General features: G+C 56.8%; 20 protein-coding genes and 1 pseudogene. 18 read left to right on the forward strand and 3 right to left on the reverse strand.

The features are described 5' to 3' along the window. Positions 1-72: 72 nt before the first annotated feature. The 4 genes and pseudogenes from AC2FIT_RS20165 to AC2FIT_RS20180 all read left to right on the forward strand — a co-directional run bounded on the left by AC2FIT_RS20165 (position 73) and on the right by AC2FIT_RS20180 (position 7,044). The gene (locus AC2FIT_RS20165) at positions 73-2,550 is read left to right on the forward strand and encodes a heavy metal translocating P-type ATPase (protein ID WP_496831907.1); all 2,478 of its coding nucleotides are present in this window, start codon (positions 73-75) and stop codon (positions 2,548-2,550) included. After that, positions 2,547-2,936, forward strand: coding sequence for a Cu(I)-responsive transcriptional regulator (gene cueR, locus AC2FIT_RS20170; protein ID WP_068339383.1), 390 nt, complete (start codon positions 2,547-2,549; stop codon positions 2,934-2,936). Before AC2FIT_RS20165 ends, cueR begins: the two co-directional genes overlap by 4 nt. A 94-nt stretch (positions 2,937-3,030) precedes the next feature. Next, a pseudogene (locus AC2FIT_RS20175) lies at positions 3,031-3,906 on the forward strand (NAD(P)-dependent oxidoreductase); the annotation flags it as partial. Positions 3,907-3,978: 72 nt separating this feature from the next. Next, entirely contained in the window at positions 3,979-7,044 is a 3,066-nt protein-coding gene (locus tag AC2FIT_RS20180; protein WP_496831908.1) for an aminotransferase class III-fold pyridoxal phosphate-dependent enzyme, read from the forward strand. Between the two features lie 31 nt (positions 7,045-7,075). Here AC2FIT_RS20180 and hemP read toward each other — a convergent pair whose 3' ends face one another. Further along, on the reverse strand, positions 7,076-7,243 hold the full coding sequence (gene hemP, locus AC2FIT_RS20185) for a hemin uptake protein HemP (RefSeq protein ID WP_496831910.1): 168 nt from the start codon (positions 7,241-7,243) through the stop codon (positions 7,076-7,078). Between the two features lie 219 nt (positions 7,244-7,462). On the opposite strand from hemP, the gene gph reads away from it, so the two are divergent. The 12 genes from gph to AC2FIT_RS20245 all read left to right on the forward strand — a co-directional run bounded on the left by gph (position 7,463) and on the right by AC2FIT_RS20245 (position 15,797). Continuing rightward, positions 7,463-8,128 carry a phosphoglycolate phosphatase gene (gene gph / locus AC2FIT_RS20190; protein ID WP_496831911.1) on the forward strand — a complete coding sequence of 222 codons (666 nt, stop codon included), beginning with the start codon at positions 7,463-7,465 and terminating at the stop codon, positions 8,126-8,128. Positions 8,129-8,604: 476 nt separating this feature from the next. Further along, positions 8,605-9,480 carry an urease accessory protein UreD gene (locus AC2FIT_RS20195; RefSeq protein WP_496831913.1) on the forward strand — a complete coding sequence of 292 codons (876 nt, stop codon included), beginning with the start codon at positions 8,605-8,607 and terminating at the stop codon, positions 9,478-9,480. 1 nt (position 9,481) lies between these two features. Beyond that, complete coding sequence (locus AC2FIT_RS20200) at positions 9,482-9,784, forward strand: urease subunit gamma (protein ID WP_068339396.1); 303 nt, start codon at positions 9,482-9,484, stop codon at positions 9,782-9,784. 13 nt (positions 9,785-9,797) lie between these two features. After that, complete coding sequence (locus AC2FIT_RS20205) at positions 9,798-9,959, forward strand: hypothetical protein (protein WP_496831915.1); 162 nt, start codon at positions 9,798-9,800, stop codon at positions 9,957-9,959. Continuing rightward, complete coding sequence (locus AC2FIT_RS20210) at positions 9,956-10,261, forward strand: urease subunit beta (protein ID WP_496831917.1); 306 nt, start codon at positions 9,956-9,958, stop codon at positions 10,259-10,261. Before AC2FIT_RS20205 ends, AC2FIT_RS20210 begins: the two co-directional genes overlap by 4 nt. Then, a complete protein-coding gene (gene ureC / locus AC2FIT_RS20215) occupies positions 10,261-11,970 on the forward strand; it encodes an urease subunit alpha (RefSeq protein ID WP_496831918.1) in 1,710 nt (569 codons plus the stop codon). The genes AC2FIT_RS20210 and ureC overlap by 1 nt, the downstream gene beginning before the upstream one ends. Positions 11,971-11,987: 17 nt before the next feature. Next, positions 11,988-12,440 (forward strand): urease accessory protein UreE, encoded by a 453-nt coding sequence (locus tag AC2FIT_RS20220; RefSeq protein ID WP_496831920.1) that lies wholly within the window; start codon positions 11,988-11,990, stop codon positions 12,438-12,440. After that, positions 12,406-13,077 (forward strand): urease accessory protein UreF, encoded by a 672-nt coding sequence (locus AC2FIT_RS20225; RefSeq protein ID WP_496831922.1) that lies wholly within the window; start codon positions 12,406-12,408, stop codon positions 13,075-13,077. The genes AC2FIT_RS20220 and AC2FIT_RS20225 overlap by 35 nt, the downstream gene beginning before the upstream one ends. Next, positions 13,074-13,718: an urease accessory protein UreG gene (gene ureG / locus AC2FIT_RS20230; protein WP_496831923.1), complete on the forward strand. Its 645-nt coding sequence runs from the start codon at positions 13,074-13,076 to the stop codon at positions 13,716-13,718. Before AC2FIT_RS20225 ends, ureG begins: the two co-directional genes overlap by 4 nt. Before the next feature lie 168 nt (positions 13,719-13,886). Next, on the forward strand, positions 13,887-14,471 hold the full coding sequence (locus AC2FIT_RS20235) for a TetR/AcrR family transcriptional regulator (RefSeq protein WP_496831925.1): 585 nt from the start codon (positions 13,887-13,889) through the stop codon (positions 14,469-14,471). Positions 14,472-14,604: 133 nt separating this feature from the next. Beyond that, positions 14,605-15,171 carry a carboxymuconolactone decarboxylase family protein gene (locus tag AC2FIT_RS20240; protein WP_496831926.1) on the forward strand — a complete coding sequence of 189 codons (567 nt, stop codon included), beginning with the start codon at positions 14,605-14,607 and terminating at the stop codon, positions 15,169-15,171. A gap of 74 nt (positions 15,172-15,245) precedes the next feature. Continuing rightward, positions 15,246-15,797, forward strand: coding sequence for a thioredoxin family protein (locus AC2FIT_RS20245; RefSeq protein WP_496831928.1), 552 nt, complete (start codon positions 15,246-15,248; stop codon positions 15,795-15,797). Between the two features lie 432 nt (positions 15,798-16,229). Here AC2FIT_RS20245 and AC2FIT_RS20250 read toward each other — a convergent pair whose 3' ends face one another. After that, on the reverse strand, positions 16,230-17,855 hold the full coding sequence (locus tag AC2FIT_RS20250; RefSeq protein ID WP_496831930.1) for a Na/Pi cotransporter family protein: 1,626 nt from the start codon (positions 17,853-17,855) through the stop codon (positions 16,230-16,232). A 179-nt stretch (positions 17,856-18,034) separates the two neighbouring features. After that, positions 18,035-19,201, reverse strand: a complete 1,167-nt coding sequence (locus AC2FIT_RS20255) for a cation:proton antiporter (protein WP_496831931.1) — start codon at positions 19,199-19,201, stop codon at positions 18,035-18,037. A gap of 212 nt (positions 19,202-19,413) precedes the next feature. Between AC2FIT_RS20255 and AC2FIT_RS20260 the strand changes: the two genes are divergently transcribed. Both AC2FIT_RS20260 and AC2FIT_RS20265 read left to right on the forward strand, forming a co-directional pair. Beyond that, a complete protein-coding gene (locus tag AC2FIT_RS20260) occupies positions 19,414-21,129 on the forward strand; it encodes an adenylate/guanylate cyclase domain-containing protein (protein ID WP_496831933.1) in 1,716 nt (571 codons plus the stop codon). Positions 21,130-21,411: 282 nt separating this feature from the next. After that, positions 21,412-21,825, forward strand: coding sequence for a c-type cytochrome (locus AC2FIT_RS20265; RefSeq protein ID WP_496831935.1), 414 nt, complete (start codon positions 21,412-21,414; stop codon positions 21,823-21,825). Positions 21,826-22,020: the final 195 nt, after the last annotated feature.

Raw genomic sequence — 22,020 nt, forward strand, 5'->3', positions numbered from 1 at the left:
GGCGCGACCCCTTGACCTTCCCGTGACTGGAACCCCCATGTGGAGGGTGAACGTGACAATAGGATGAGTCGGATGGCCGCGCCGCAAACAACGCAATTAAAAATCTCCGGTATGGGCTGCGCCTCTTGCGTGGGGCGGGTGGAATCCGCATTGCAGTCTGTGCCCGGTGTGTCTGGCGCGTCGGTCAATTTCGCGACGGAAACCGCTCAGGTCACCCATGACGGTGAGGTCAGCGCCTTGATTGATGCGCTGTCGGGCGCCGGCTATCCTGCGACAACGCGGCAAACGACCCTGAAAATCGACGATATGAGTTGCGCCTCGTGCGTATCAAGGATCGAGCGCAGCCTAAAGGCCGACCCGGGAGTGATTGACGCCCTTGTCAATCTGGCCACGGAAAGCGCCCAGATTACCTTTGTTGAAGGGGCAACAGAACCGCAAGCCCTCGCGCAACGTTGTAAGGACGCAGGGTATTCGGCGCGCGTGGCAGAAGGTGCGGATATCCAGACTAATGGCTCCAAATCCGAAGAAGCCCGCGCGTTGAACCGGTCTACGATTTTTGCCGCAGCGCTTGCCTTGCCTGTATTCGTGCTTGAGATGGGCGGCCACATGATTCCGGCTTTCCATCACTGGATACACGCGACCATTGGCATTCAAAACAGCCATTTGATCCAGTTCGCGCTGACATCAGTGCTGCTGTTGGGGCCGGGGCGTGTCTTCTACGAAAAAGGCATCCCGTCCCTGCTGCACAGGTCACCGGACATGAATGCGCTGGTTGCGCTGGGGACCGGGGCGGCTTACCTGTTCTCGGTCACCGCAACCTTTGCGCCGCAGATCTTGCCGGAAGGCAGCGCCAACGTGTATTTCGAGGCCGCCTCGGTCATCGTCGTCCTCATCCTTTTGGGCCGCGCGATGGAGGCCCGGGCGAAAGGCCGGACCGGGGCCGCGATCCGCAAGCTGGTGGGGCTTCAGCCCAAGACTGCGCGGGTCGAGGTGGAAGGCGCGTTTGTTGATCGTCCAATCGCCGATATCTCGATCGGTGACACCCTGCAAATCCGTCCCGGTGAACGGGTGCCCGTGGATGGCGACGTGCTGGAAGGCTCCTCTTATGTTGATGAAAGCATGATAACGGGTGAGCCTATTCCCGTCGGAAAAGAGCGCTCGGATCAGGTCGTCGGCGGCACTGTAAACGGGACAGGCGCATTGCGGGTCCGCGCCACGCGGGTCGGGGCTGATACAGTGTTGGCCCAGGTCATCCGCATGGTGGAACAGGCGCAAGGGGCCAAGCTGCCGATCCAGGGGCTGGTCGACCGAATAACCGCGTGGTTCGTGCCAATCGTAATCGCCATATCGCTGTTGACGCTTGTGGTTTGGTTAGTCTTTGGCCCCGCACCGGCGCTGCCAATGGCGCTTGTAACCGGAGTTTCCGTTCTGATCATTGCCTGCCCCTGCGCGATGGGGCTTGCAACACCAACTTCGATCATGGTCGGAACTGGGCGCGCGGCAGAGCTTGGGGTCCTGTTCCGCAAGGGCGACGCGTTGCAACAGTTGCAACAGGCCAGAGTGATCGCGCTGGACAAGACCGGAACCTTGACGCTGGGGCGGCCCGAGCTGGAGCATGTGTCCCCTGTCAACGGATTTATCCGCGAGGACGTCCTACGATTGGCTGCCGCGGTCGAGGCCCGGTCAGAGCACCCCATTGCCACGGCAATCACTCGCGCAGGACCAGCTGATTTGCCGACAGTGTCGGAATTTGACTCCCTGACCGGGCTAGGCGTCCGGGCCAAGGTCGCAGGGCGCGACCTGCTGATCGGCTCACCCCGCCTTATGGCACAGAACGGCATTGATCTGGCCGCATTGACGGCGGAGGCCGATCACAGGGCCAGCGAAGGGGCGACCCCCCTGTTTGTTGCCATTGGCGGTAAGGCGGCGGCGCTGCTGACGGTATCGGACCCGATAAAACCCGGTACACGGGACGCGCTGGAACGGCTGCACGCGATGGGTCTGAAACTGGCGATGATAACAGGCGACAACACACGTACTGCACAGGCGTTGGCCGACAAGCTTGGTATCGACGATGTCACGGCCGAAGTTTTGCCAGATGGCAAGCTGGACGCAATCACTGCGTTGCGCGACAAATTTGGTGCGCTGGCCTTTGTCGGGGATGGTATCAACGACGCCCCCGCGCTAGCAGCGGCAGATGTCGGTGTGGCCATCGGTACCGGCACTGATGTTGCGATTGAAACAGCGGATGTCGTGCTGATGTCCGGCGATCTTCGCGGCGCAGCCAATGCGGTTGAAATCAGCCGCCGCACGATGCGCAACATCCGCCAAAACCTCGGTTGGGCCTTTGGCTACAACATTTTGCTGATCCCTGTGGCCGCTGGGGTGCTGTACCCGCTCAGCGGACAGCTCTTGTCACCCGCGTTAGCCGCCGGGGCGATGGCGTTGTCCAGCGTTTTTGTGGTGTCCAATGCGTTGCGTCTACGTCGTGTCCGGGCCACCTTGCCCGTGGCAAAACAGGACCACGCCACGCAAGCGGTGACGACATGAATATCGGAGACGTTGCAACCCAAACCGGCCTGCCCGCCAAGACCATCCGGTATTACGAGGATATCGGTCTGATCAAACCGCTGCGCGACGAAAATGGCTATCGTCGATTTCGCGAACAGGATGTGCACAAGCTGAATTTCCTAGGCCGCGCCCGCGCACTTGGGTTCACGATCGAAGATTGCCGCACCCTGCTTGCACTCTACGAGGATGAGACACGGGCCAGCGCGGATGTCAAAAAGGTTGCCCGCGCGCATCTGGCACAGATCGAAGCCAAGATTTCCGACCTCAATGCAATGCGCGACACGTTGGGGCACCTGATCGACGCCTGTGCTGGCGATGACCGTCCCGATTGTCCTATCCTGCAGGATTTGGGCGGCAAGCCATAACGCGGGGTTGCTCTTTGCGCGTGGCTTTGATTTGTCTCGGGCGGAAAATCTAGCCTGCTGAACAAGATGGGCTTCGGGTAGCAAAGAGGATCAACAAATGGCAAAAGTCGCGTTTTTGGGTCTGGGTGTCATGGGTTATCCCATGGCCGGGCACCTTCAGGCCGCCGGTCACGACGTAACCGTGTACAACCGCACGACCGCGAAGGCCGAAACCTGGGTCGCGGAACACGGTGGCTCCATGGGCAAAACGCCAGCCGAGGCCGCCCAGGGTGCTGAGATCGTTTTTGCCTGTGTCGGCAATGATGACGATCTGCGCGCCGTGTGCACGGGCGAGGCAGGCGCGTTTCATGGCATGGCAGAACGGGCGATTTTTGTCGATCACACCACGGTTTCTGCGCAGGTGACGCGGGACCTCTATGCGCAGGCCAAGGCACAGGGGCTGGCGTTTGTGGACGCCCCGATATCCGGCGGTCAGGCCGGGGCCGAGAATGCGGTTCTGTCGATCATGTGCGGTGGTGATCAGGCGGCCTATGACACAGTAGAGCCGGTGATGGCGGTTTATGCGAAAATCTGCCGGCGGATTGGCGAAAGCGGCGCCGGGCAGCTGACCAAGATGTGTAATCAGATCGCCATCGCAGGCGTGGTTCAAGGTCTCAGCGAAGCGTTGCATTTCGCCGAAAGGGCCGGGTTGGACGGTCGCGCAGTGATTGAGGTCATCAGCCAGGGTGCCGCTGGAAGCTGGCAAATGGTTAATCGGCACGAGACAATGCTGGATGACCATTTCGACCATGGCTTTGCAGTGGATTGGATGCGCAAGGATCTTGGAATTTGCCTAGATGAGGCAGACGAAAATGGCGCGTCTCTACCGCTGACGGCACTGGTCGATCAATTCTACAAAGATGTGCAGAAGCTGGGCGGCGGACGTTGGGATACATCCTCGTTGATCAAACGGCTGCGCGCGATCGGGTGATGGCACTCGGGGCGGCAAGGCCCCTGTAGTGCTCACAGTAAGGTTCAGGGCCAAAAGAGGACAGCAAAGCGTATGAGCGACATGACTGCATTCTGGGCGGATGCTCTGCGCGCCCATTGGGGGCTGGACGCCAAATTGACGCGGCTGGATGGCGAATATGACCTCAACTATTTGGTTCGGGCCACCAACGGTCAGGACTATGTGCTGAAGGTCATGCGCCCGGGATGCCCGGCAGAGGTCGTCGACCTGCAAATCAAGGCCTTGGCCCATATCGCCACAGAGGCGCCGGGTCTGCCGTTTCCCCAGGTTTACCCGGACCTCAACGGATCTCTGCTGCCAGATATTCCTGATGCCGAGGGACAGACGCGGTTGGTCTGGCTGCTCGAATGCCTGCCGGGGCGGTGCTATGCCACCGCGGCGCCAAAACCCGAGTCGTTGATCCTGAAGCTTGGCCGCGTTCTGGGTGCAACCGACAAGGCACTTGAGCGGTTCGCGCATGACGGGTTGCATCGCGCCGATTTCAAATGGGACCTGACGCAAGCGGGTTGGATTTCTGATCATCTTGATGCGATCAACAATCCTGCCCGCCAGGCTGTGTTGTCAGACATTTGCGACAGGTTCAATGCGATTTCTGATGCGTTGGCGGGATTGCCCAAACAGGCCATCCACAATGATGCCAATGACTACAACATCCTGGTTGACGGTGAACTGGGTCAGCGCCAAAGCGTCTCGGGCCTGATCGATCTTGGTGACATGTGCGCCTCACCGCGTGTCTGCGATCTGGCGATTGCCGGGGCCTATATCGTTCTGGATCATCCCAAACCGGAACGTGCACTTGCCGCTTTGGTGCGCGGATACCATGCCGCCAATCGGCTGCGACCTGATGAGGTCGACCTGATATGGCCGCTGCTGCGGATGCGGCTGGCGGTGTCTGTTGTGAATTCGACCCTGATGGCGGAAGAGCACCCGGACGACCCATACGTGACTGTCAGTCAGGCCGCAGCATGGCGCTTCCTTGAGAATACGGGTGTGAAAGGCGACTTGATGGCGGCGCGGCTGCGCACGGCCTGTCATTTGCCTGTGACGGATGGTGCACAGCGTATCCAAGCCTATCTGTCCGAGCATCGTGGCCAATTTGCCCAGATGTACGGTCAGGATTTGAACGATGCGCCAATGGGTTCCCTCTCTGTCGAAAACTCAACCTGGCCGCAGAATCCGTTCCACATGCCGCTGGATGAAGCCGCACGCGTGGGCGAGGAATTCGGCGACGGTCTGTGGCTGGGCTATTACAATGAACCGCGGCTGATCTATGCCGAACCCGGCTTTCGCAAGGGGCCGTGGAAGGCCTCAGACCGGCGAACCGTTCATCTGGCAGTGGACGTGTTTGCGCCTGCAGGAACCGTTTTACACGCCCCGATGAGCGGTCGTGTCGAAGCGGTTGAGAACCGCAATACTCATCTGGACTACGGCGGCGTCGTGATTCTGCATCATGAGACGCCGGAAGGTGATCCTTTCTATACGCTCTATGGCCATCTTGACCCAGAGGTCTGTAGCAGGCTGAAACACGGTGATCCGGTGGCGCAGGGCGCGGCATTTGCCCAGCTTGGGGATGCCGGTCAAAACGGCGGCTGGGCACCGCACGTACATTTCCAACTGGCGCTGACCACGGATGGAATGCAGGCAGATTGGCCGGGTGTTGCTGATCCGGATGAACTGGACCTGTGGCACGCGGTTTGCCCGAACCCGGCGGCCTTGCTGAACCTGCCGGACGATAAGGTGTTCTATCAACCAACCGACAGACAGGCGATCCTGCAAGGGCGGCGGGACCATTTCGGCGGCAACCTCAGTCTGACCTATGACGAACCGGTCATGCTGGTACGCGGCTGGAGGCATCACCTGTTCGACGAATGGGGGCGGCCCTATCTGGACGCCTATAACAACGTCCCCCATGTCGGCCACGCACATCCACGTATTCAGGCGGTGGCGGCGGATCAGCTAAAGCGGATGAACTCGAACACCCGGTATCTGCACCCCGTGCAAACGGCCTTTGCCGACAAGGTTCTTTCAAAACTGCCCGATCACCTCAAGGTCTGCTTCTTTGTCAATTCCGGCACTGAGGCGAACGAGCTTGCCCTGCGCCTGGCCCGCGCCCATACCGGGGCAAAGGGCATCGTCACGCCGGATCACGGCTATCACGGGAACACCAACGCAGCCGTTGCGATTTCGGCTTACAAATTCAACAAGCCGGGCGGGATCGGTCAGGCCGATTGGGTTGAACTGGTTGAGGTCGCAGACGATTTCCGTGGTTCATTCAAACGGAACGATCCGGACCGCGCCGAAAAGTTTGCGAACCTTGTAGACCCGGCGATTGCCGCATTGCAGGCCAAGGGGCACGGGGTTGCGGGTTTTATTGCAGAAACTTTTCCTTCGGTCGGTGGGCAGATCATTCCTCCGACAGGCTACCTGCCCGCTGTCTACGAAAAAATCCGTGCCGCAGGGGGTGTTTGCATTGCTGACGAAGTGCAGACCGGACTTGGGCGTTTGGGCGAATACTATTTTGGCTTCGAACACCAGGGCGCGCTGCCCGATATCGTTGTTTTGGGCAAACCCATTGGCAACGGGCATCCGATGGGCGTGCTGGTTACAACAAAAGAAATCGCGCGGAGTTTTGATAACGGTATCGAGTTCTTCTCGACCTTCGGCGGCTCGACCCTCTCCTGCCGGATTGGCAAAGAGGTCCTGGACATCGTGGATGACGAAGGCTTGCAAGAGAACGCCCGCATTATGGGTACGCGCCTGATGGACGGGTTGCGCCAAATCGAGGCCGATTTCGGCTGTGTCGGCGATGTTCGCGGGATGGGTCTGTTTCTTGGGGTCGAATTGATCAACCCCGATGGATCACAGGGCTCTGAGATTTGCAAATACGTCAAAAATCGGATGCGCGATCACCGCATTCTGATCGGCAGCGAAGGGCCGAAAGACAACATTCTGAAAATTCGACCGCCCCTGACCATCGAGAGCGAAGATGTGGATATGATCCTTTGGACCTTGCGTGACGTTCTCAGCGAGGTTGGTGACTACGCGCCCGCCCCGGCCTGCGATCATGACCATCACCATTCAGGTTGCGGATGTTGCTGAAGAACAAACCCACCCCGCGAGGAACGTGCGCTTACTTTGTCAGGATCAACTTACCGGCGCGGGTGATGCGCAGGGTGTACAGTTGGTCGCCCAGTTCGATATGGGCCAGGTTGCCGCCTTTGGTCAGATCTTCTGCTTTGTGGGCAGGCAGCATTGATACTGCATAATGTTGGCCGGGATTCGGGTTCTGTACATTCATCAGGACAACTCCAGAGGTTCTCAGGCGAAATGCCTTGGTCTGTTCGCGTTACTGTTTCTGGCTGACCCTGATGGGTTGGCTGCGGTCTTTGCCGTTAATCTGATTAAATTAGTCAGGTTAGTCAAGGCCTGCTTCTGATAATTCCCACGCCCAGTGCGATTGTGCCGGGATATCAATCAGGATACGTCTTGGCCCAAGCAAAATTTTACGAGGAATCTGATGACTGCAACAATCATGTTCGATCTGGACGGTACACTTGTCGACAGCCTGCCGGACATTGCAGCAGCCGCGAACAGTATGTTGCAGGATATTGGTGTCGAGCCTCTGCCGCAGGACCGTATCAAGCAGTTTGTGGGCAAGGGCTTGCCCAATCTTGTGGAACGCGTGATTCACCATTGCGGGTTGCCTATGGAAAATCACGGCGATCTTACCCAACGAACCCTGGCGCACTACAACACCGCCTCAAGCGATAAAACCGTCACATATCCCGGGGTGCTGGAAGCCCTTGGTCAACTGCGCGACATGGGTTGTGTTATGGGAATCTGCACCAACAAACCTGAAGGCCCGGCGCGTCACGTACTGGATGCGCTGGGGCTGGCCCCCCATTTCGATACTGTCATAGGGGGGGACAGCCTGCGCACACGCAAACCGGACCCCGCCCATCTTGAGGCCAGCTTTGCGGCAGTCACCTCGGTTGGCCCCAGGATATTTGTCGGCGACAGCGAAGTGGACGCCGAAACCGCCCAGCGCGCGCAGGTGCCGTTCCTGTTGTTTACAGAGGGGTATCGCAAATCTCCGATCTCCGAGATTCCGCATACCGTAAGCTACAGCGACTCGTTGGAGCTGCCAGCGCTTGTCACGCAAATCCTCGCCTCGACAAAGTAAAACGCACAGGCATTTTCAAGGGGATATCGAAACGGGTCTCGGCCGGTAACTGAGGGGCTGGCCGAGGGGGTAAGTAGCCAACCCCTCATAGGGGAAAAGTGATATCGTCCGATATGACCCGTTCGATAAATTACAGTTAATGGCTCCTGTCGGGACGCGATATAGGGGGTTTCCCGTAGCCCGGCAGATAAGCTTGAAATCAAAGAAGTTTATATTGCCTCGATTAGCTGGATCGACCAAAAACGCGCCAAATATTTCCTACCAAGCCAACAATCACCGTCAAAATCACTAGGTGGCGCGATCACTGCACGGATCGGACGTGACCCTGGCGAAAAGACCAGGCACAGGAATTCGCATACCCGGCCTATCTCGCTTAAATTTCGCGCAACATGGGCGCATTTGCTTAAAATTTGATCATAACGGCAGGAAATCCCATCTGTCAGCACGTTGAAGAATAGAGTTCCAACGCGGCACCGGTGAAACAAAAGGCACATCACATACGCCGCAGGTCTGCCATCACCCACCTTGCCTCGATATTGCCCAAACAGGGCGTCGCGCCCCCTCGTGCACATGGCACCGTACGCTTAAGCACGAAGATCAGGGGTGGAAGGACGGTACTGGATGGGTTTCGCCAGTCAGGTTCATTCAAATGCCTCTTTCCGCGCAGCGACGAAAACGGGTTGGACGCGGTTCTGCTGAACACCGCAGGCGGGATCACCGGCGGGGACGCGTTTCGGTTCAGTGGTACTGCCGCTGAGGGTACAACCCTAACCTTGACGACCCAAGCCTGCGAGCGGGCCTACAGGGCACAGCCAGGCCCATCTGGGCAGGTCATAAATCAACTGCGCGTCGACTCCGGTGCTCGGTTGAACTGGTTGCCGCAGGAAACCATCTTGTTCAACGGCAGCGCGCTGGAGCGACGCCTGATCATTGACCTTGCACCAACCGCATCTGCACTGATGGTTGAACCGCTTGTCTTTGGGCGCGCGGCTATGGGCGAGACGCTGGCCGATATCCGCCTTCACGACCGGATCGAGATTCGGCGCAACGGCTTTCCTGTTTTCCTGGACGCCACCCGTTTCGCGGGCGACCTTACCACGCACCTGTCCAAACCGCACATTGCTGATGGTGCCGGTGCCATGGCGCTGGTCGTATTCGCCTCGTCCACGGCTGCGGGGCATCTGCGCCCGGTTCGACAGGTGTTGCCTGATGACGCTGGCGCAACGTTGATCCGAGACGACCTGCTTGTGGTCCGGATGCTGGCAGAAAACAGCTTTGCCCTGCGCCAAGCGCTGATACCGGTTTTGCACCACCTTAACAACTCTTCTCTGCCTCGATGCTGGATGATATAAAATGAACCTGACCCCCCGTGAAAAAGACAAACTGATGGTCGCTATGGCCGCTGAGGTAGCCCGCAAGCGGCTGGCCCGCGGCGTCAAGCTGAACCACCCGGAAGCGATTGCCCTGATCACCGACGCCGTGGTCGAAGGCGCGCGTGACGGGCGTTCGGTCGCTGACATGATGCAGGCCGGGGCCGAGGTGATTACCCGCGCGCAATGCATGCAGGGCGTCCCCGAGATGATTCACGAGGTCCAGGTCGAGGCCACCTTTCCCGACGGCACCAAACTGGTGACCGTCCACAACCCCATTCGCTGAAAAGGAACCCGTAATGACCCGCATGTTATTCCCTGCCCTGATCCTGGCTGGCCCTGCGACAGCTCATACCGATACGCATTTACATGCGCATGGGTCTGACTACGGCACATTAGGCGTTGGCCTTGCGGTGCTCGCCTTGATTGCAGCAGCCTTCGTTTTGAAGCTGCCAAAATGATCCCAGGAGAGCTTTTCCCCGCCAAGGGTAAAATTACCCTGAACGCGCACGCCGTCAGCGTCACCTTGATGGTTTCCAACACGGGTGACCGACCGGTGCAGGTGGGGTCGCATTATCACTTTGCCGAGGCCAATCCAGCGTTGGAGTTCGACCGTACTGCGGCCCACGGTCTGCGTCTGGACATCGCGCCTGGCACCGCCGTGCGCTTTGAACCGGGCCAAGCCCGCGAAGTTTCACTGATCCCGATCGGCGGGGCACGCAAAATTTATGGGTTCAATCAAAAGGTCATGGGGCCGCTCTGATGCCAGCACAAATCAAACGCTCTGACTATGCCGCAATGTTCGGCCCTACCACCGGCGACAAGCTACGACTGGCCGATACCGATCTGATTATCGAGGTTGAGCGCGACCTGACCACCTATGGTGAAGAGGTAAAGTTTGGCGGCGGCAAGGTGATCCGCGATGGGATGGGGCAATCGCAGGCGACGCGTGCTGAGGGGGCTGTGGATACGGTGATCACCAATACCCTGATCGTAGACCATACCGGCATCTATAAGGCCGATGTGGGCCTGAAAGACGGGTGTATTGCCAAGATCGGCAAGGCCGGGAACCCCGATACGCAACCCGGTATCGACATTATCATCGGCCCCGGCACCGAGGCCATCGCGGGCGAAGGGCGTATCCTGACTGCGGGCGGTTTCGACAGCCATATCCACTTCATCTGCCCGCAACAGATCGAAGATGCGCTGCATTCCGGCCTAACCACCATGCTGGGCGGCGGCACCGGCCCTGCACATGGAACGCTGGCCACCACCTGCACCCCCGGCCCCTGGCATATCGGACGTATGCTACAGGCGGCCGATGCCTTTCCGATGAATCTGGCCTTTGCGGGCAAAGGCAACGCCTCGCTGCCCGCTGCGCTGGAAGAACAGGTCAAGGCCGGGGCCTGCGCCCTCAAGCTGCACGAGGATTGGGGCACCACCCCCGCCGCCATCGACTGCTGCCTCTCGGTCGCCGACGCGATGGATGTGCAGGTGATGATCCACACTGACACACTGAATGAATCCGGTTTCGTCGAAAACACAGTGGCTGCCATGAAAGGCCGCACGATTCACGCCTTCCACACCGAAGGCGCAGGCGGGGGCCACGCCCCTGACATCATCAAGATTTGCGGTGAGACCCACGTTCTGCCTTCATCCACCAACCCGACGCGCCCCTTCACCGTAAACACGGTCGAGGAGCATCTGGACATGTTGATGGTCTGCCATCACCTCGACAAATGCATCCCCGAGGACGTGGCATTTGCCGAAAGCCGCATCCGGCGTGAGACCATCGCGGCTGAGGACATCCTGCACGACATGGGCGCCTTTTCGATCATCGCAAGCGACAGCCAGGCCATGGGTCGGGTCGGAGAGGTTCTGATCCGCACCTGGCAAACCGCAGACAAGATGAAGAAACAGCGCGGGCGATTGGCCGAGGAAGCCGGCGACAACGACAACTTACGCGTCCGTCGATACATCGCCAAATACACGATCAACCCGGCAATTGCCCATGGGTTGAGCCACCAGATAGGAAGTGTCGAAGAAGGTAAGCGCGCCGACCTTGTGCTCTGGAGCCCGGCCTTTTTCGGCGTAAAGCCCGAGATGGTTCTGCTGGGTGGTACAATCGCCTGTGCGCAGATGGGTGATCCGAATGCGTCAATCCCCACGCCGCAACCCGTTTACAGCCGTCCGATGTTCGGTGCCTATGGCCGCTCGGTCGAGCAGTCAGCGATCACTTTTGTCTCTGCCGCCGCGCAGGCCGATGGGATTGGTGATACACTGGGATTGGCGAAACAAACCGTCGCCGTGCACAACACGCGCAATATCAGCAAGCGCGACCTGCTGCTGAACGACGCGACACCCCAAATCGACGTCGACCCCGAAACTTACGAAGTGCGTGCCGATGGTGAGTTGTTGACCTGTCAACCCGCCGAAGTGCTGCCGATGGCGCAACGCTATTTCATGTTCTGAGATTTAAGGAGGCCCAGATGACCACCGCGATCAAAACCGCCCGCATCTATCACGATCACCACCACTCTCAGGCCCATGCTCAGGTCTCGCTGGACTATGACGGGCGTTTTCTACGCCGCAAGATGCTGGCCACAGATGACGGCGAGTCCTTCCTGGTTGATCTGGCGCAGACAAAGTCGTTGGACCATGGTGGCGTTCTGGTTCTCGAAGACGGGCGCGAGATTGAGATCGTCGCCGCGCCCGAAGACTTGCTGGAAGTGACCGGAGATAATCTTTTGCGCCTTGTCTGGCATATCGGCAACCGTCACACCCCCTGTCAGATCGAACGCAACCGACTGCTGGTCCAGCACGATCACGTCATCCGCGATATGCTTGAAAAGCTGGGTGCAAACATTCGGGAAACCGTTGAACCTTTTACGCCTGAAGGCGGCGCATATGGCCACGGCAGGACGCATGGCCATTCCCACTAACGCGGATATCCTGACCCTGACACAATGGCTGTCCCCTGCCTATCCGGTGGGTGGATTTGCCTATTCACACGGGCTGGAATGGGCGATTGAATGCGGTGCTGTCGGTACAGTCGCACAGGTCGGCAGCTGGATCACAGACGTGATCCAACACGGATCGGGCCACAGCGACTGTGTGTTTCTTGCAGCCGCCTACCGGGCAGAAACACCAGCGAAGCTGGGCGAAATCGACCGAACGGCGCGCGCCTTCTGCGCCTCGTCAGAACGTTTGTCAGAGACTGTTTTGCTGGGCGACGCTTTCTGTACCGTCACCTCAGATGTGTGGGCGCTGGACCTAAATAAGCTGACCTACCCGGTCGCCGTCGGCCATGCTGCTGCGGTACGAAAACTGCCCCTTGGCCTGACGGCGCAAATGTTTCTTCAGGCCTTTCTGGCCAACCTTGTCGCATGCGCAACCCGGTTGGTGCCTTTGGGGCAAACGGATGCGCAGCGGCTAATCCGTGACCTGACGCCCTTGTGCCAGCGGATAGCAAACGAAGCGATTGCTACCGGCCTGAACGATCTGAGTTCAACCGCGTTCCTATCGGACATCGCGTCGATGAAACACGAAACCCAATATTCAAGGATATTCCGAACATGAGCAGCATGAACGGCCCTCTGCGCGTGGGCATCGGCGGACCTGTGGGCGCTGGCAAGACAACATTGACCGCTGCGTTGTCCGAGGCATTGCGAGACAAAGTCTCGATCGGCGTGATAACCAATGACATTTACACGCAGGAAGATGCCGAAGCGCTGATGCGGATGCAGGTTCTGCCGCAGGACCGGATTATCGGCGTGGAAACTGGTGGCTGCCCACACACGGCCATCCGCGAGGATGCGTCGATCAATCTGGCAGCCGTGGCCGAGATGCAGGCCCGCCATCCCGATGTTGAGGTGGTATTGATAGAAAGCGGCGGCGACAACCTGTCCGCCACGTTCAGCCCGGAACTCGCTGATGTGACGCTTTACGTGATCGACGTGGCAGCGGGTGAGGAAATTCCCCGCAAAGGCGGCCCTGCGATCACGAAATCCGACATATTGGTCATTAACAAAACCGATCTTGCCCGGCATGTCGGTGCCTCGCTTGAGGTGATGGACCGTGATGCGACGCGCATGCGCAACGGTCGGCCCTTTGTTTTCTCATCCCTGCGGCAAAGAAAAGGCATTGATGAAATCGTGGAAATTCTGGCACGGATCGGGGGGCTGGATATCGCGCAAAGGGCGACTTCGGGCGCTGCCTAGTTACCCCCGTATGACACGCTGAAGGATGCAACCACACGCGCCAAGTTGGCTTGTTTCGGGTCATCGCTGCAACCCTGATGGGCAAGTCCTTTCATTAATTCTCATGGCTTCCATTCTCACAGTTTCATAGGGCTTGTATATTTATGTACAGATGTACATATAGTCGCCATGACACGCATCGGCCGACCCAGATCATTTGACGAAAAGACCGCTCTGACTGCGGCCATGAATGCCTTTTGGGCAGGCGGCTATAGCGGAACGACTTATCTTGACCTTGAAAAAGCAACGGGCCTCAGACGGCAGAGCTTGACCTATGCTTTTGGAGAAAAGCAAGATTTGTTCCGCCGCGCCCTAGCATTGTATATCGACCAAAGGGTCACCAAAGCCACTGAGTTGCTTGCATCAGATGCGCCGTTCAAAGACAACCTGCGCGCACTTCTAAAGGCTTGGGAAGAGGACGCATCATCGGGTAACGGCCGCGGATGCCTATTGGTACGCTCTACAGGCGAGGTCGGTGCAGATGCACATATGACGTCAGAGTTGCAGCGCGGGGACACCATGCTTTTACACGCTCTTACGCAAGCTTTCCGTCGGGCAAAAAACAACGGAGAGCTGACGTCTGAGACGGCGCCAGACGCGCTCGCCCGGCTTGTCATTTCGGTTGGTAACGGCGCAATGATCCAAGCCGTTGCTCGCAAGAATCCGAAGATATCACAAACCGCGCACGAGGCGCTTCTGTCACTTATCACCTAGTCATGCCTTAACTGCCACCAGTCGAGGTCACCATCACTCGGACAATTTATGTCTGCTTGTTCATAATCTTTCGGGTTCCGGTCTCGATTGATTTTCTGGCACCCGCCACCACCCACCGGATTGGAGTTTACGAATGTCAACTTTCACCCACCACTCGATCGAAACCGCCCCGGACGCGGCAAAACCGATGCTGCAGCAAGCTGTAAAGGACTATGGCATGCTGCCGGGTCTTTATCAGGTGATGTCATCGTCACCGGAACTGCTGGAGAGCTACTTCAAACTGCACGAACTCTTCGAACGCACAGCGCTTTCTGTGGTTGAACGCAATGTCGTTTGGCTAGCGATCAATGTTGAACATGCCTGCCACTACTGTGTTCCGGCCCATACCGCGATCGCAAAGATGCAAGGTGTCGATGACGCCATCATTTCAGCACTTCGTGACGAGCGCCCCCTTGAGGATTCTCGGTTGGAAGCCTTGCGCCAGTTCACTCTGACCCTGGTGCGCGGGCGTGGAAATGCCCCCAAAGAGGACGTGGATGCATTCCTCACCGCCGGCTTCGAACCAAGAGCTATTTTGGACATCCTCGTTGGTCTGGCGCAGAAGGTCCTGTCAAACTATACTAACCACCTTGCTGAGACACCTGTTGATGCGCCTTTCAAGCCATTTGCCTGGCAGAAAGTCGAAATCGCGGCCGCTTAAACGCGATCACTGTTTTCCAATTGGCCTCGCGGCGAAGCGCGGGGCCACCTTTTTAAATTCTTAGGAACCCAACAATGCTGCTCGACACCCCCATTTGCGATTTTGGATGGAAGGCGCCTGACTTCACCTTGCGCGATCCGGATGGTCATGCGTTCACCATGTCCGATCATTTAGGAGAAAACGGCCTGCTGGTTGCGTTTCTCTGCAACCATTGCCCATACGTTCAGGCTATCGCGGACCGTTTAGCGGAAGACACCAGCACTTTGCTTGACGAAGGCATTGGTGTTCTTGGTGTAATGTCTAATGACTACCGAGCCGTACCAACGGACGGACCCGCATACATGCGGTCATTCGCGGCACAATCAGGCTGGCGTTTTCCGTATCTGATCGATGAAGACCAGTCCGTTGGCAAGGCTTGGGGTGCCGTCTGTACGCCCGACTTCTTTGGTCTGAACGCGGACGGTGAACTGCAATACCGCGGTCGATTGGACAACACCCGGCTTGACACCACCTCGAACCGCACTCGGGAACTTGTGGAAGCCATGCGCCAGATATCACAAAGCGGTCACGGACCGGAAAAACAAATGCCATCCATGGGATGTTCGATCAAATGGCGAAGGGTGTGATCAGCCGTTTGCAATCGGCACCAAATTCTTCCCGCATAGAACAGGGCTAAAACATCGCGTTGGCGGTTGGTATGCACCAGACTGCGGCACCCGCTACGAACCCACAGGGGATTGGTGCCTCAATCGGGAAGTCGTCTAAAATCAGGTAGGTATCCCCGGATACCGACGGCAGTTTCAGAAGCGGCGAGATTGGTCCTTACTGTAACAGAATGAGACCGATCTCTTGCACGCAAGTTTTGGCAGATAGCCAACATAAACTCTTTGTGGTGGCCAACACTTAATCCTCACCAAGGTATTGTTAGGTTCCGGAGTGAGTGGCTTCTAGATACGGCAAGCGACTACCATGAGCTCAGCACCTACTAGAATTCGCGACCAACGTGTGTAGTCGCATCAAAAAACTATCCCGCAACCCAGCAGGCAGATTGACTTCAGCTAATCGTCTTCAATTTCAATCCGGGCTTCTTTGTGCATCGACAACGAAGTTGTACCAGCCTCGATCGCATTCAAATGAACCCGTATGCGCCAGAGGTGATAAGCAACGCGATGCAACCATCGCATGGCATCCACTTGTGTGATCGCATCTTCATCTGAAATCTTGCCGTTAATGGCAGCTTCGAACAGGTGGCCTCTCAATATTTTACGCTGCTCACGAAACAGGGTTCTGAGCCGATTGAAAAGGTCCTGCAAGCCGGGAAAATCATCTGGGCTGTTTGGGCGCGCTTGCTTGGAGGTGGCGCCTGCCAGGATGCTGCGGCACCGACGCAATCTGTGTGAAGCACCAAGACCGGACGTGCGATCAAATTGCCCACATCGGTACAAAAGGCGAAAGAGGTGGTCCAATGCGTGAAGTACCGACGCGACGATGGGGCCGAGCTCTTGGTTTCCTGCCAACGGTGGCATTTTGTCCAGGTAGGATTGAAGATCCACAAGCGCCTCTTCTAATTCTTCGTGATCCGGTGGTCGTGAAGACCAGTGAGTCAACATTCCCATTGACTGGTTCAAGTGATCACAGACTGCTGTGTTGAGCTTGAAAAGCGTGTGCGTGGCCGCCTCAACTGCAAGAGTGGGTTCGGCAAACAAGGACGGATCAAGTTCGTTGGACAAAGTCGTGCCACGCTCGGGAACCAACCACTCGATGAGTCGGGCAAACGGCCGCGCCACGGGGAGTACAAGCAGAACTCCGAGCGCGTTAAAAAATGTGTGAAACGCGACAAGTGCGATCTGACCATTGCCCTCGACGGTCCACGCTGTGACCCAGGTCGCAAATGGGCCAAGTATAAAAAATGCCAGAACGCCTGTCATGAAGTTGTAGATCACATGAGCAAGACCTGTTCGGCGTGCCATCGTGCCACCACCGACCGAGGCTAGCAAGGCAGTCAACGTCGTGCCGACATCCATTCCAATGACGAGTGCTGCCGCTTGGGGAAAACTGATGGCTCCGGCACCCAACGCCGCAAGCGCGGCAGCCACCCCGGCACTTGAGGATTGGGTGACAACGGTGATTGCAAACCCAATTGCGACCAGTTGCAGTCGCCCCAGCATCGTATCTGGTGGAAAGACTGAGGGGGTCACAACGCCTTCAAATGCGGCCATCCCATCTTTCATCAGATCAATACCGACAAAAATCAGGCTGAACCCTGCCAGCGCCTGGCCGGTGAGCGCCACGTTCTGTCGCCGGGACAGGCGCAGCAGCGCGCCAAAGAAAATAAACGGCAGCACGACTTCACCTAAATCCAGTTTGAACCCAAGCAGCGCAACCATCCAACCCGTGATTGTTGTTCCGATATTTGCGCCGAAAATGATTCCCAATGCTTGAGGAAAGGTAAGAAGGCCAGATGCGACAAAGCCGACCGCGGTAACCGTTGTCGCGCTAGAGGATTGAATGACCGCGGTTGTCAGGGCGCCCGTTGCTGCTCCACTCAAAGGCGTTCGCGTAAACCTTGCCAGGAAGGAGCGCATTGATTTGCCGGCAAGTCCCTTCAGTCCCTCAGTGAGGAGAAACATCCCGAACAAAAAAATGCCGACGCCACCGAGCGCAGAAAGAAAACTCCACAACATAACGCAAACCTACCGCTAATTCGCATTCTAAAAAATCGCTCGGGTCCAATTTTGGTGGATGCAAAGATTTATCGCGACCCGAATGGCAACTGCTTGTGATCCGCTGACAGCACTAAGTCCATGGTCGTTAGCCGGTCCGGATACGTCACTCTATCGCGCCGATCATGATTGTTGGGGCCTCATTGTTTTGGCGATTGTTTTGAAATTTTTAGAATGGCCGCCAAGGTTACCGGTGGTCCGATGATCTCGAATACGACAGTGCTGGCTATTGTAAACGCCATAATGGTAGAGGCCCATTCCGGAAAACGCTCACCAGCAACAAGTGCCATACCTATGGCAACGCCTGCCTGCGGCAGTAGCGCGGGACCATACCACGGCACTTCCTGATGAGGCACACCACCTAATCGAGCGCCAATGACCCCTCCGATAAGCCTGGAAAAGATTCTAAGCAGGATAAATGCAACGCCTGTCCATCCCAATAGTTTCAGCGCGTCTACCTCCAACAAAGCACCAGCCAAAAGGAAGAAAATGATCATAAATGGCCACTGTATGTGTTCTATCTCGTGGAAAGCCCGGTCGTGATGCCGCGCGAAATTGCCAATAACAGCGCCCGTGGTCATTGCCGTAACCAGAAGAGACACTTCCAGCCACAATGCAAAACCTGCCGCAAGAAACACGATCCCGATTGCCTCTGCCTGTAGCGGCTCACCTGGTTTAAGCCGACCAGTCAAGTAAGCGGAAGGAGCACCCAACACGCAACCCAACACAATTGCGCCACCCAGATCCCATGCTGCGCCTGACAGAACGCTACTCCAACCGTTCGCTTGATCAATCAGGACAAGTGCCACACTGAACACTATCAAACCCCACGCATCATCAATGGCGACGATCCCCTTGAGTGTGTCCGTAAAGTCATTCTTGACGCCGGCTTGATGGATGACATCCGCCATTGCAGCAGGAGCCGTCGCCGTTGCGATAGAGGCGAGCAGCAATGCAAGGCCTGAAGCCAATCCGAGAAGCGACAATCCGGTTGTCACAATGATAAGGGTGGCAAACACAATCGCGAGGGAGATCGTGAAAATGGCAAGCCCATGACGAGTGAGGTTCTTGCGGGTCAACGACCCCCCTAAAAGAAACGCTACCATGGTGAGGGCAACGATCGAAACCTCATCGAACCACTGCGCAACGTCGTCTGGAATGACATTTAGGCCCGCGTCCCCAATCGAAACCCCAAGCAACAAGAGCAAAGTCACCCGAGGCAGCCGCGTAGCACGCCCCAACTGGTCGGCTGCAAGTCCGGCCAGGAAAAGCACCCCCAAGGTTACGAGAAAACCAGCAAATTCCATATTCGACACTTCACCATGCCGTGCGTGCTAAGACTTTGATCAGGATCATGATGGCAGACCGACGCTGCGCCTGATGTTTCCGGTCGGGCTCACTCCTTAATCGGCGTGTTTGAACCTATGCCACCCGAACAAAGCAGCTGACCTGGATATGCGCGAGGCCCCCAAACACAAGATGTCTTTTCCACGTAACGCATTTTGCGCTACGAAGGGACATGAACGGAAACCGCAGACTTTCCGCAGTACTCTCGGCCGATGTAGTAAACTACTCGGGCCAGATAAAGGCAGATGAGAACAGGACTCTCAGCGAACTCCGTGTCCTGCGCCGCGAGATATTTGATCCACTGGTCAGTGATCATCGCGGCAATATCGTAAAGAAAATGGGTGATGGATGGATAGTCGAGTTCAACTCGGTCTCTGACGCAGTTAGATGCGCACTGGATCTTCAAAGCCAAGTGTCAACTCAATCCTCGCTTAAACTGCGAGTTGGCGTGCATCTTGGAGATATCGTGTTCGACGAAGATGACATTTTTGGCGATGGCATCAACATCGCTGCTCGGCTGCAAGAGGCCTCCAACGAAGAGGCCGTGTTAATTTCCGATGTCGTCCATCGAAGTCTTGACGAACGCCTCGCCGAGCAATTCCATCGCGCTGGGGAACGGCAGTTCAAGAACGCCCCGTCGCCGGTCGAAGTATTTCAATGGTCGCCCCCTGGCTCCGCCCCGCCACGCGTGACACCGGCTGGCCATGCAAAGTCTCTGCTAATCGGCGTCCTGCCCTTCGACAATCTTTCCTCTGACCCCGATCAGGAATTCTTTGCGGATGGTATTACCGAAGAAATCATTACCACCCTGTCAAAACTACCAAACCTACTGGTCGTCGCGCGCAACTCTACTTTCGTTTACAAGGGTCGCTCCGTTGACGTGAAACAGGTCGGTCTGGAACAGGGTGTTGATCTTGTTCTTGAGGGAAGTGTCCGACAAAGCGGCAGCCGCGTTCGCATCACCGCACAGCTAATCGATGCAAAATCCGGAATGCACATTTGGGCGGACCGCTATGATCGCCTCATGGAAGATGTCTTTGAGGTGCAGGATGAAATTGCCCTCAGAATAGCAACCGAGCTCCAAGTTGAGCTAATGGCAGGCGAGATGGCCCGGTTCCGGGGTTCGGGGACCAAAAACCTGAATGCATGGGCTGCTCAACTTCAAGCCGTAGAGGCTTCGCGCAGGATAACAAAGGAAGCACAGGCTGATGCGCGCCGGTTTGCACAACGGGCCATTGCGCTCGATCCGGGGTACTCCGCCCCTTATTGCACTTTGGGGTTTATATGTACCGTCGAAGCCCGGCATTGCTTTGCCGCGGACCGAAGTACCGCGTTGGCCGAGGCACGTGACTGCGCGCGGCGGGCTTTGGAAATAGACAGCTACAACCCCGAGGCTCACGCAATTGCGGGTTTTGCGGATGCAATCGACGGCAGGCTGATACCGGCGATTGAGAAGTTCAATGAAGCATTGGCGTTAAACCCAAACCATGCAGATGTAGCTGCACGGCTGTCCCTTACACTGGCTTTTAACGGTCAAGCGGACAAAGCCATAAAAGTTGCACAGCAAGCTATCACGCTGAACCCTCACTATCCGGGTTGGTATGCTGGTGTTTTGGGATTGGCCCTTCGGCTTGATGGCCGTTACGAGGAAGCCAAAGCCGCATTCACCGAATATGGCCAAAGGGTAGAAGGCTTCGGGCACCTCGACCTCGTGATCGTCCACGTAGAAATGGACAACGTTGAGGCCGCGCGCGACGAAGCACGCTACGTGATGAAATACCGTCCTAAGTTTTCCATCTCAGAGTGGGCCAAAACCCAACTTTTCTCTAACAACGAACAATTGGAGAAAGACTGCGCATCATTACGTTTGGCTGGCTTGCCCGAATAGGTAAAACGTTCATCTACGACAAGGTCATTTGCATTGAGAGCCGATCTTCGTGGTGTTCGATTGGCGCTGCTTACAGTGAAAAACATCAGCCTGCCCTGTGGACAGAGCCTGCTTTGGCTGCGTAGGTTCGAACTTTGTGGCGGTCACGGTACCCTCGTTTGCTTGTCCGTTCGACCATTTCTTGCCGAGCTTTTGCGCAGGCGTTCAATTTGACCGGGATCAAAGCATCAACCCGGTCTGAGCGATTACTTTGAAGCATGAATCATAGGAACATTGTCGCAAATGAAGCTTTATCTGGCCTTGCTCCCACTTATTTTTCTTGGTTCTTCCCTTGCAGCACAGAGCGTTGGACAATCGCTGTATTCGTCAAACTGCGTCCCGTGCCACGGCATAGACGGAAAAGGTGACGGTCCCCTTGCAGCGCAGCTGGGGACACCGCCAGCAGACCTGACGAAGATTGCAGAGCGTCGCGACGGCGTATGGCCTATGCTTGAGGTCATGGCGATACTGGATGGGTACTCTCGGAATACCCTTCCTCGCGAGGATATGCCGGTGTTCGAAAACTTTTTGGATAATGAGATGAGCGAATTCGATACCGGAAATGGTCAAATGGTATTGGTGCCCACCAAGCTCATTGAAATCGTCAAATATCTTGAAGAAATACAGAATCCCGAGCCAACGTCCTATGTTCCATGACGCGGCCAGCTAACAAGGTAAAATTCCAAGGGTGCTGAATATCAAGTGCGTGGATACAGCCCTTGGCAACCAGTGTATTGTCAGGATGTTGACCGCCAGTGTCGGCACTGCAACTAGCCGCCAAGTTTAATTTACGCGATAAATGTTTTTCCCGCGCCTGCTTTGGATGCGGTGCAGTATCTGCCGCTCCGGGCC

This window comes from Ruegeria sp. YTSA135, from assembly GCF_059610165.1.

Coding starts and splice junctions, on each gene's coding strand:
- AC2FIT_RS20265 (WP_496831935.1), top strand. CDS start 21,412: ATGAAGCTTTATCTGGCCTTGCTCCCACTTATTTTTCTTGGTTCTTCC.
- hemP (WP_496831910.1), bottom strand. CDS start 7,243: ATGAATGTACAGAACCCGAATCCCGGCCAACATTATGCAGTATCAATG.
- ureC (WP_496831918.1), top strand. CDS start 10,261: ATGCCAGCACAAATCAAACGCTCTGACTATGCCGCAATGTTCGGCCCT.
- AC2FIT_RS20260 (WP_496831933.1), top strand. CDS start 19,414: ATGAACGGAAACCGCAGACTTTCCGCAGTACTCTCGGCCGATGTAGTA.
- AC2FIT_RS20180 (WP_496831908.1), top strand. CDS start 3,979: ATGAGCGACATGACTGCATTCTGGGCGGATGCTCTGCGCGCCCATTGG.
- AC2FIT_RS20245 (WP_496831928.1), top strand. CDS start 15,246: ATGCTGCTCGACACCCCCATTTGCGATTTTGGATGGAAGGCGCCTGAC.
- ureG (WP_496831923.1), top strand. CDS start 13,074: ATGAGCAGCATGAACGGCCCTCTGCGCGTGGGCATCGGCGGACCTGTG.
- AC2FIT_RS20225 (WP_496831922.1), top strand. CDS start 12,406: ATGGCCACGGCAGGACGCATGGCCATTCCCACTAACGCGGATATCCTG.
- AC2FIT_RS20205 (WP_496831915.1), top strand. CDS start 9,798: ATGACCCGCATGTTATTCCCTGCCCTGATCCTGGCTGGCCCTGCGACA.
- AC2FIT_RS20200 (WP_068339396.1), top strand. CDS start 9,482: ATGAACCTGACCCCCCGTGAAAAAGACAAACTGATGGTCGCTATGGCC.
- AC2FIT_RS20210 (WP_496831917.1), top strand. CDS start 9,956: ATGATCCCAGGAGAGCTTTTCCCCGCCAAGGGTAAAATTACCCTGAAC.
- AC2FIT_RS20220 (WP_496831920.1), top strand. CDS start 11,988: ATGACCACCGCGATCAAAACCGCCCGCATCTATCACGATCACCACCAC.
- cueR (WP_068339383.1), top strand. CDS start 2,547: ATGAATATCGGAGACGTTGCAACCCAAACCGGCCTGCCCGCCAAGACC.
- AC2FIT_RS20255 (WP_496831931.1), bottom strand. CDS start 19,201: ATGGAATTTGCTGGTTTTCTCGTAACCTTGGGGGTGCTTTTCCTGGCC.
- AC2FIT_RS20250 (WP_496831930.1), bottom strand. CDS start 17,855: ATGTTGTGGAGTTTTCTTTCTGCGCTCGGTGGCGTCGGCATTTTTTTG.
- AC2FIT_RS20165 (WP_496831907.1), top strand. CDS start 73: ATGGCCGCGCCGCAAACAACGCAATTAAAAATCTCCGGTATGGGCTGC.
- AC2FIT_RS20235 (WP_496831925.1), top strand. CDS start 13,887: ATGACACGCATCGGCCGACCCAGATCATTTGACGAAAAGACCGCTCTG.
- AC2FIT_RS20240 (WP_496831926.1), top strand. CDS start 14,605: ATGTCAACTTTCACCCACCACTCGATCGAAACCGCCCCGGACGCGGCA.
- gph (WP_496831911.1), top strand. CDS start 7,463: ATGACTGCAACAATCATGTTCGATCTGGACGGTACACTTGTCGACAGC.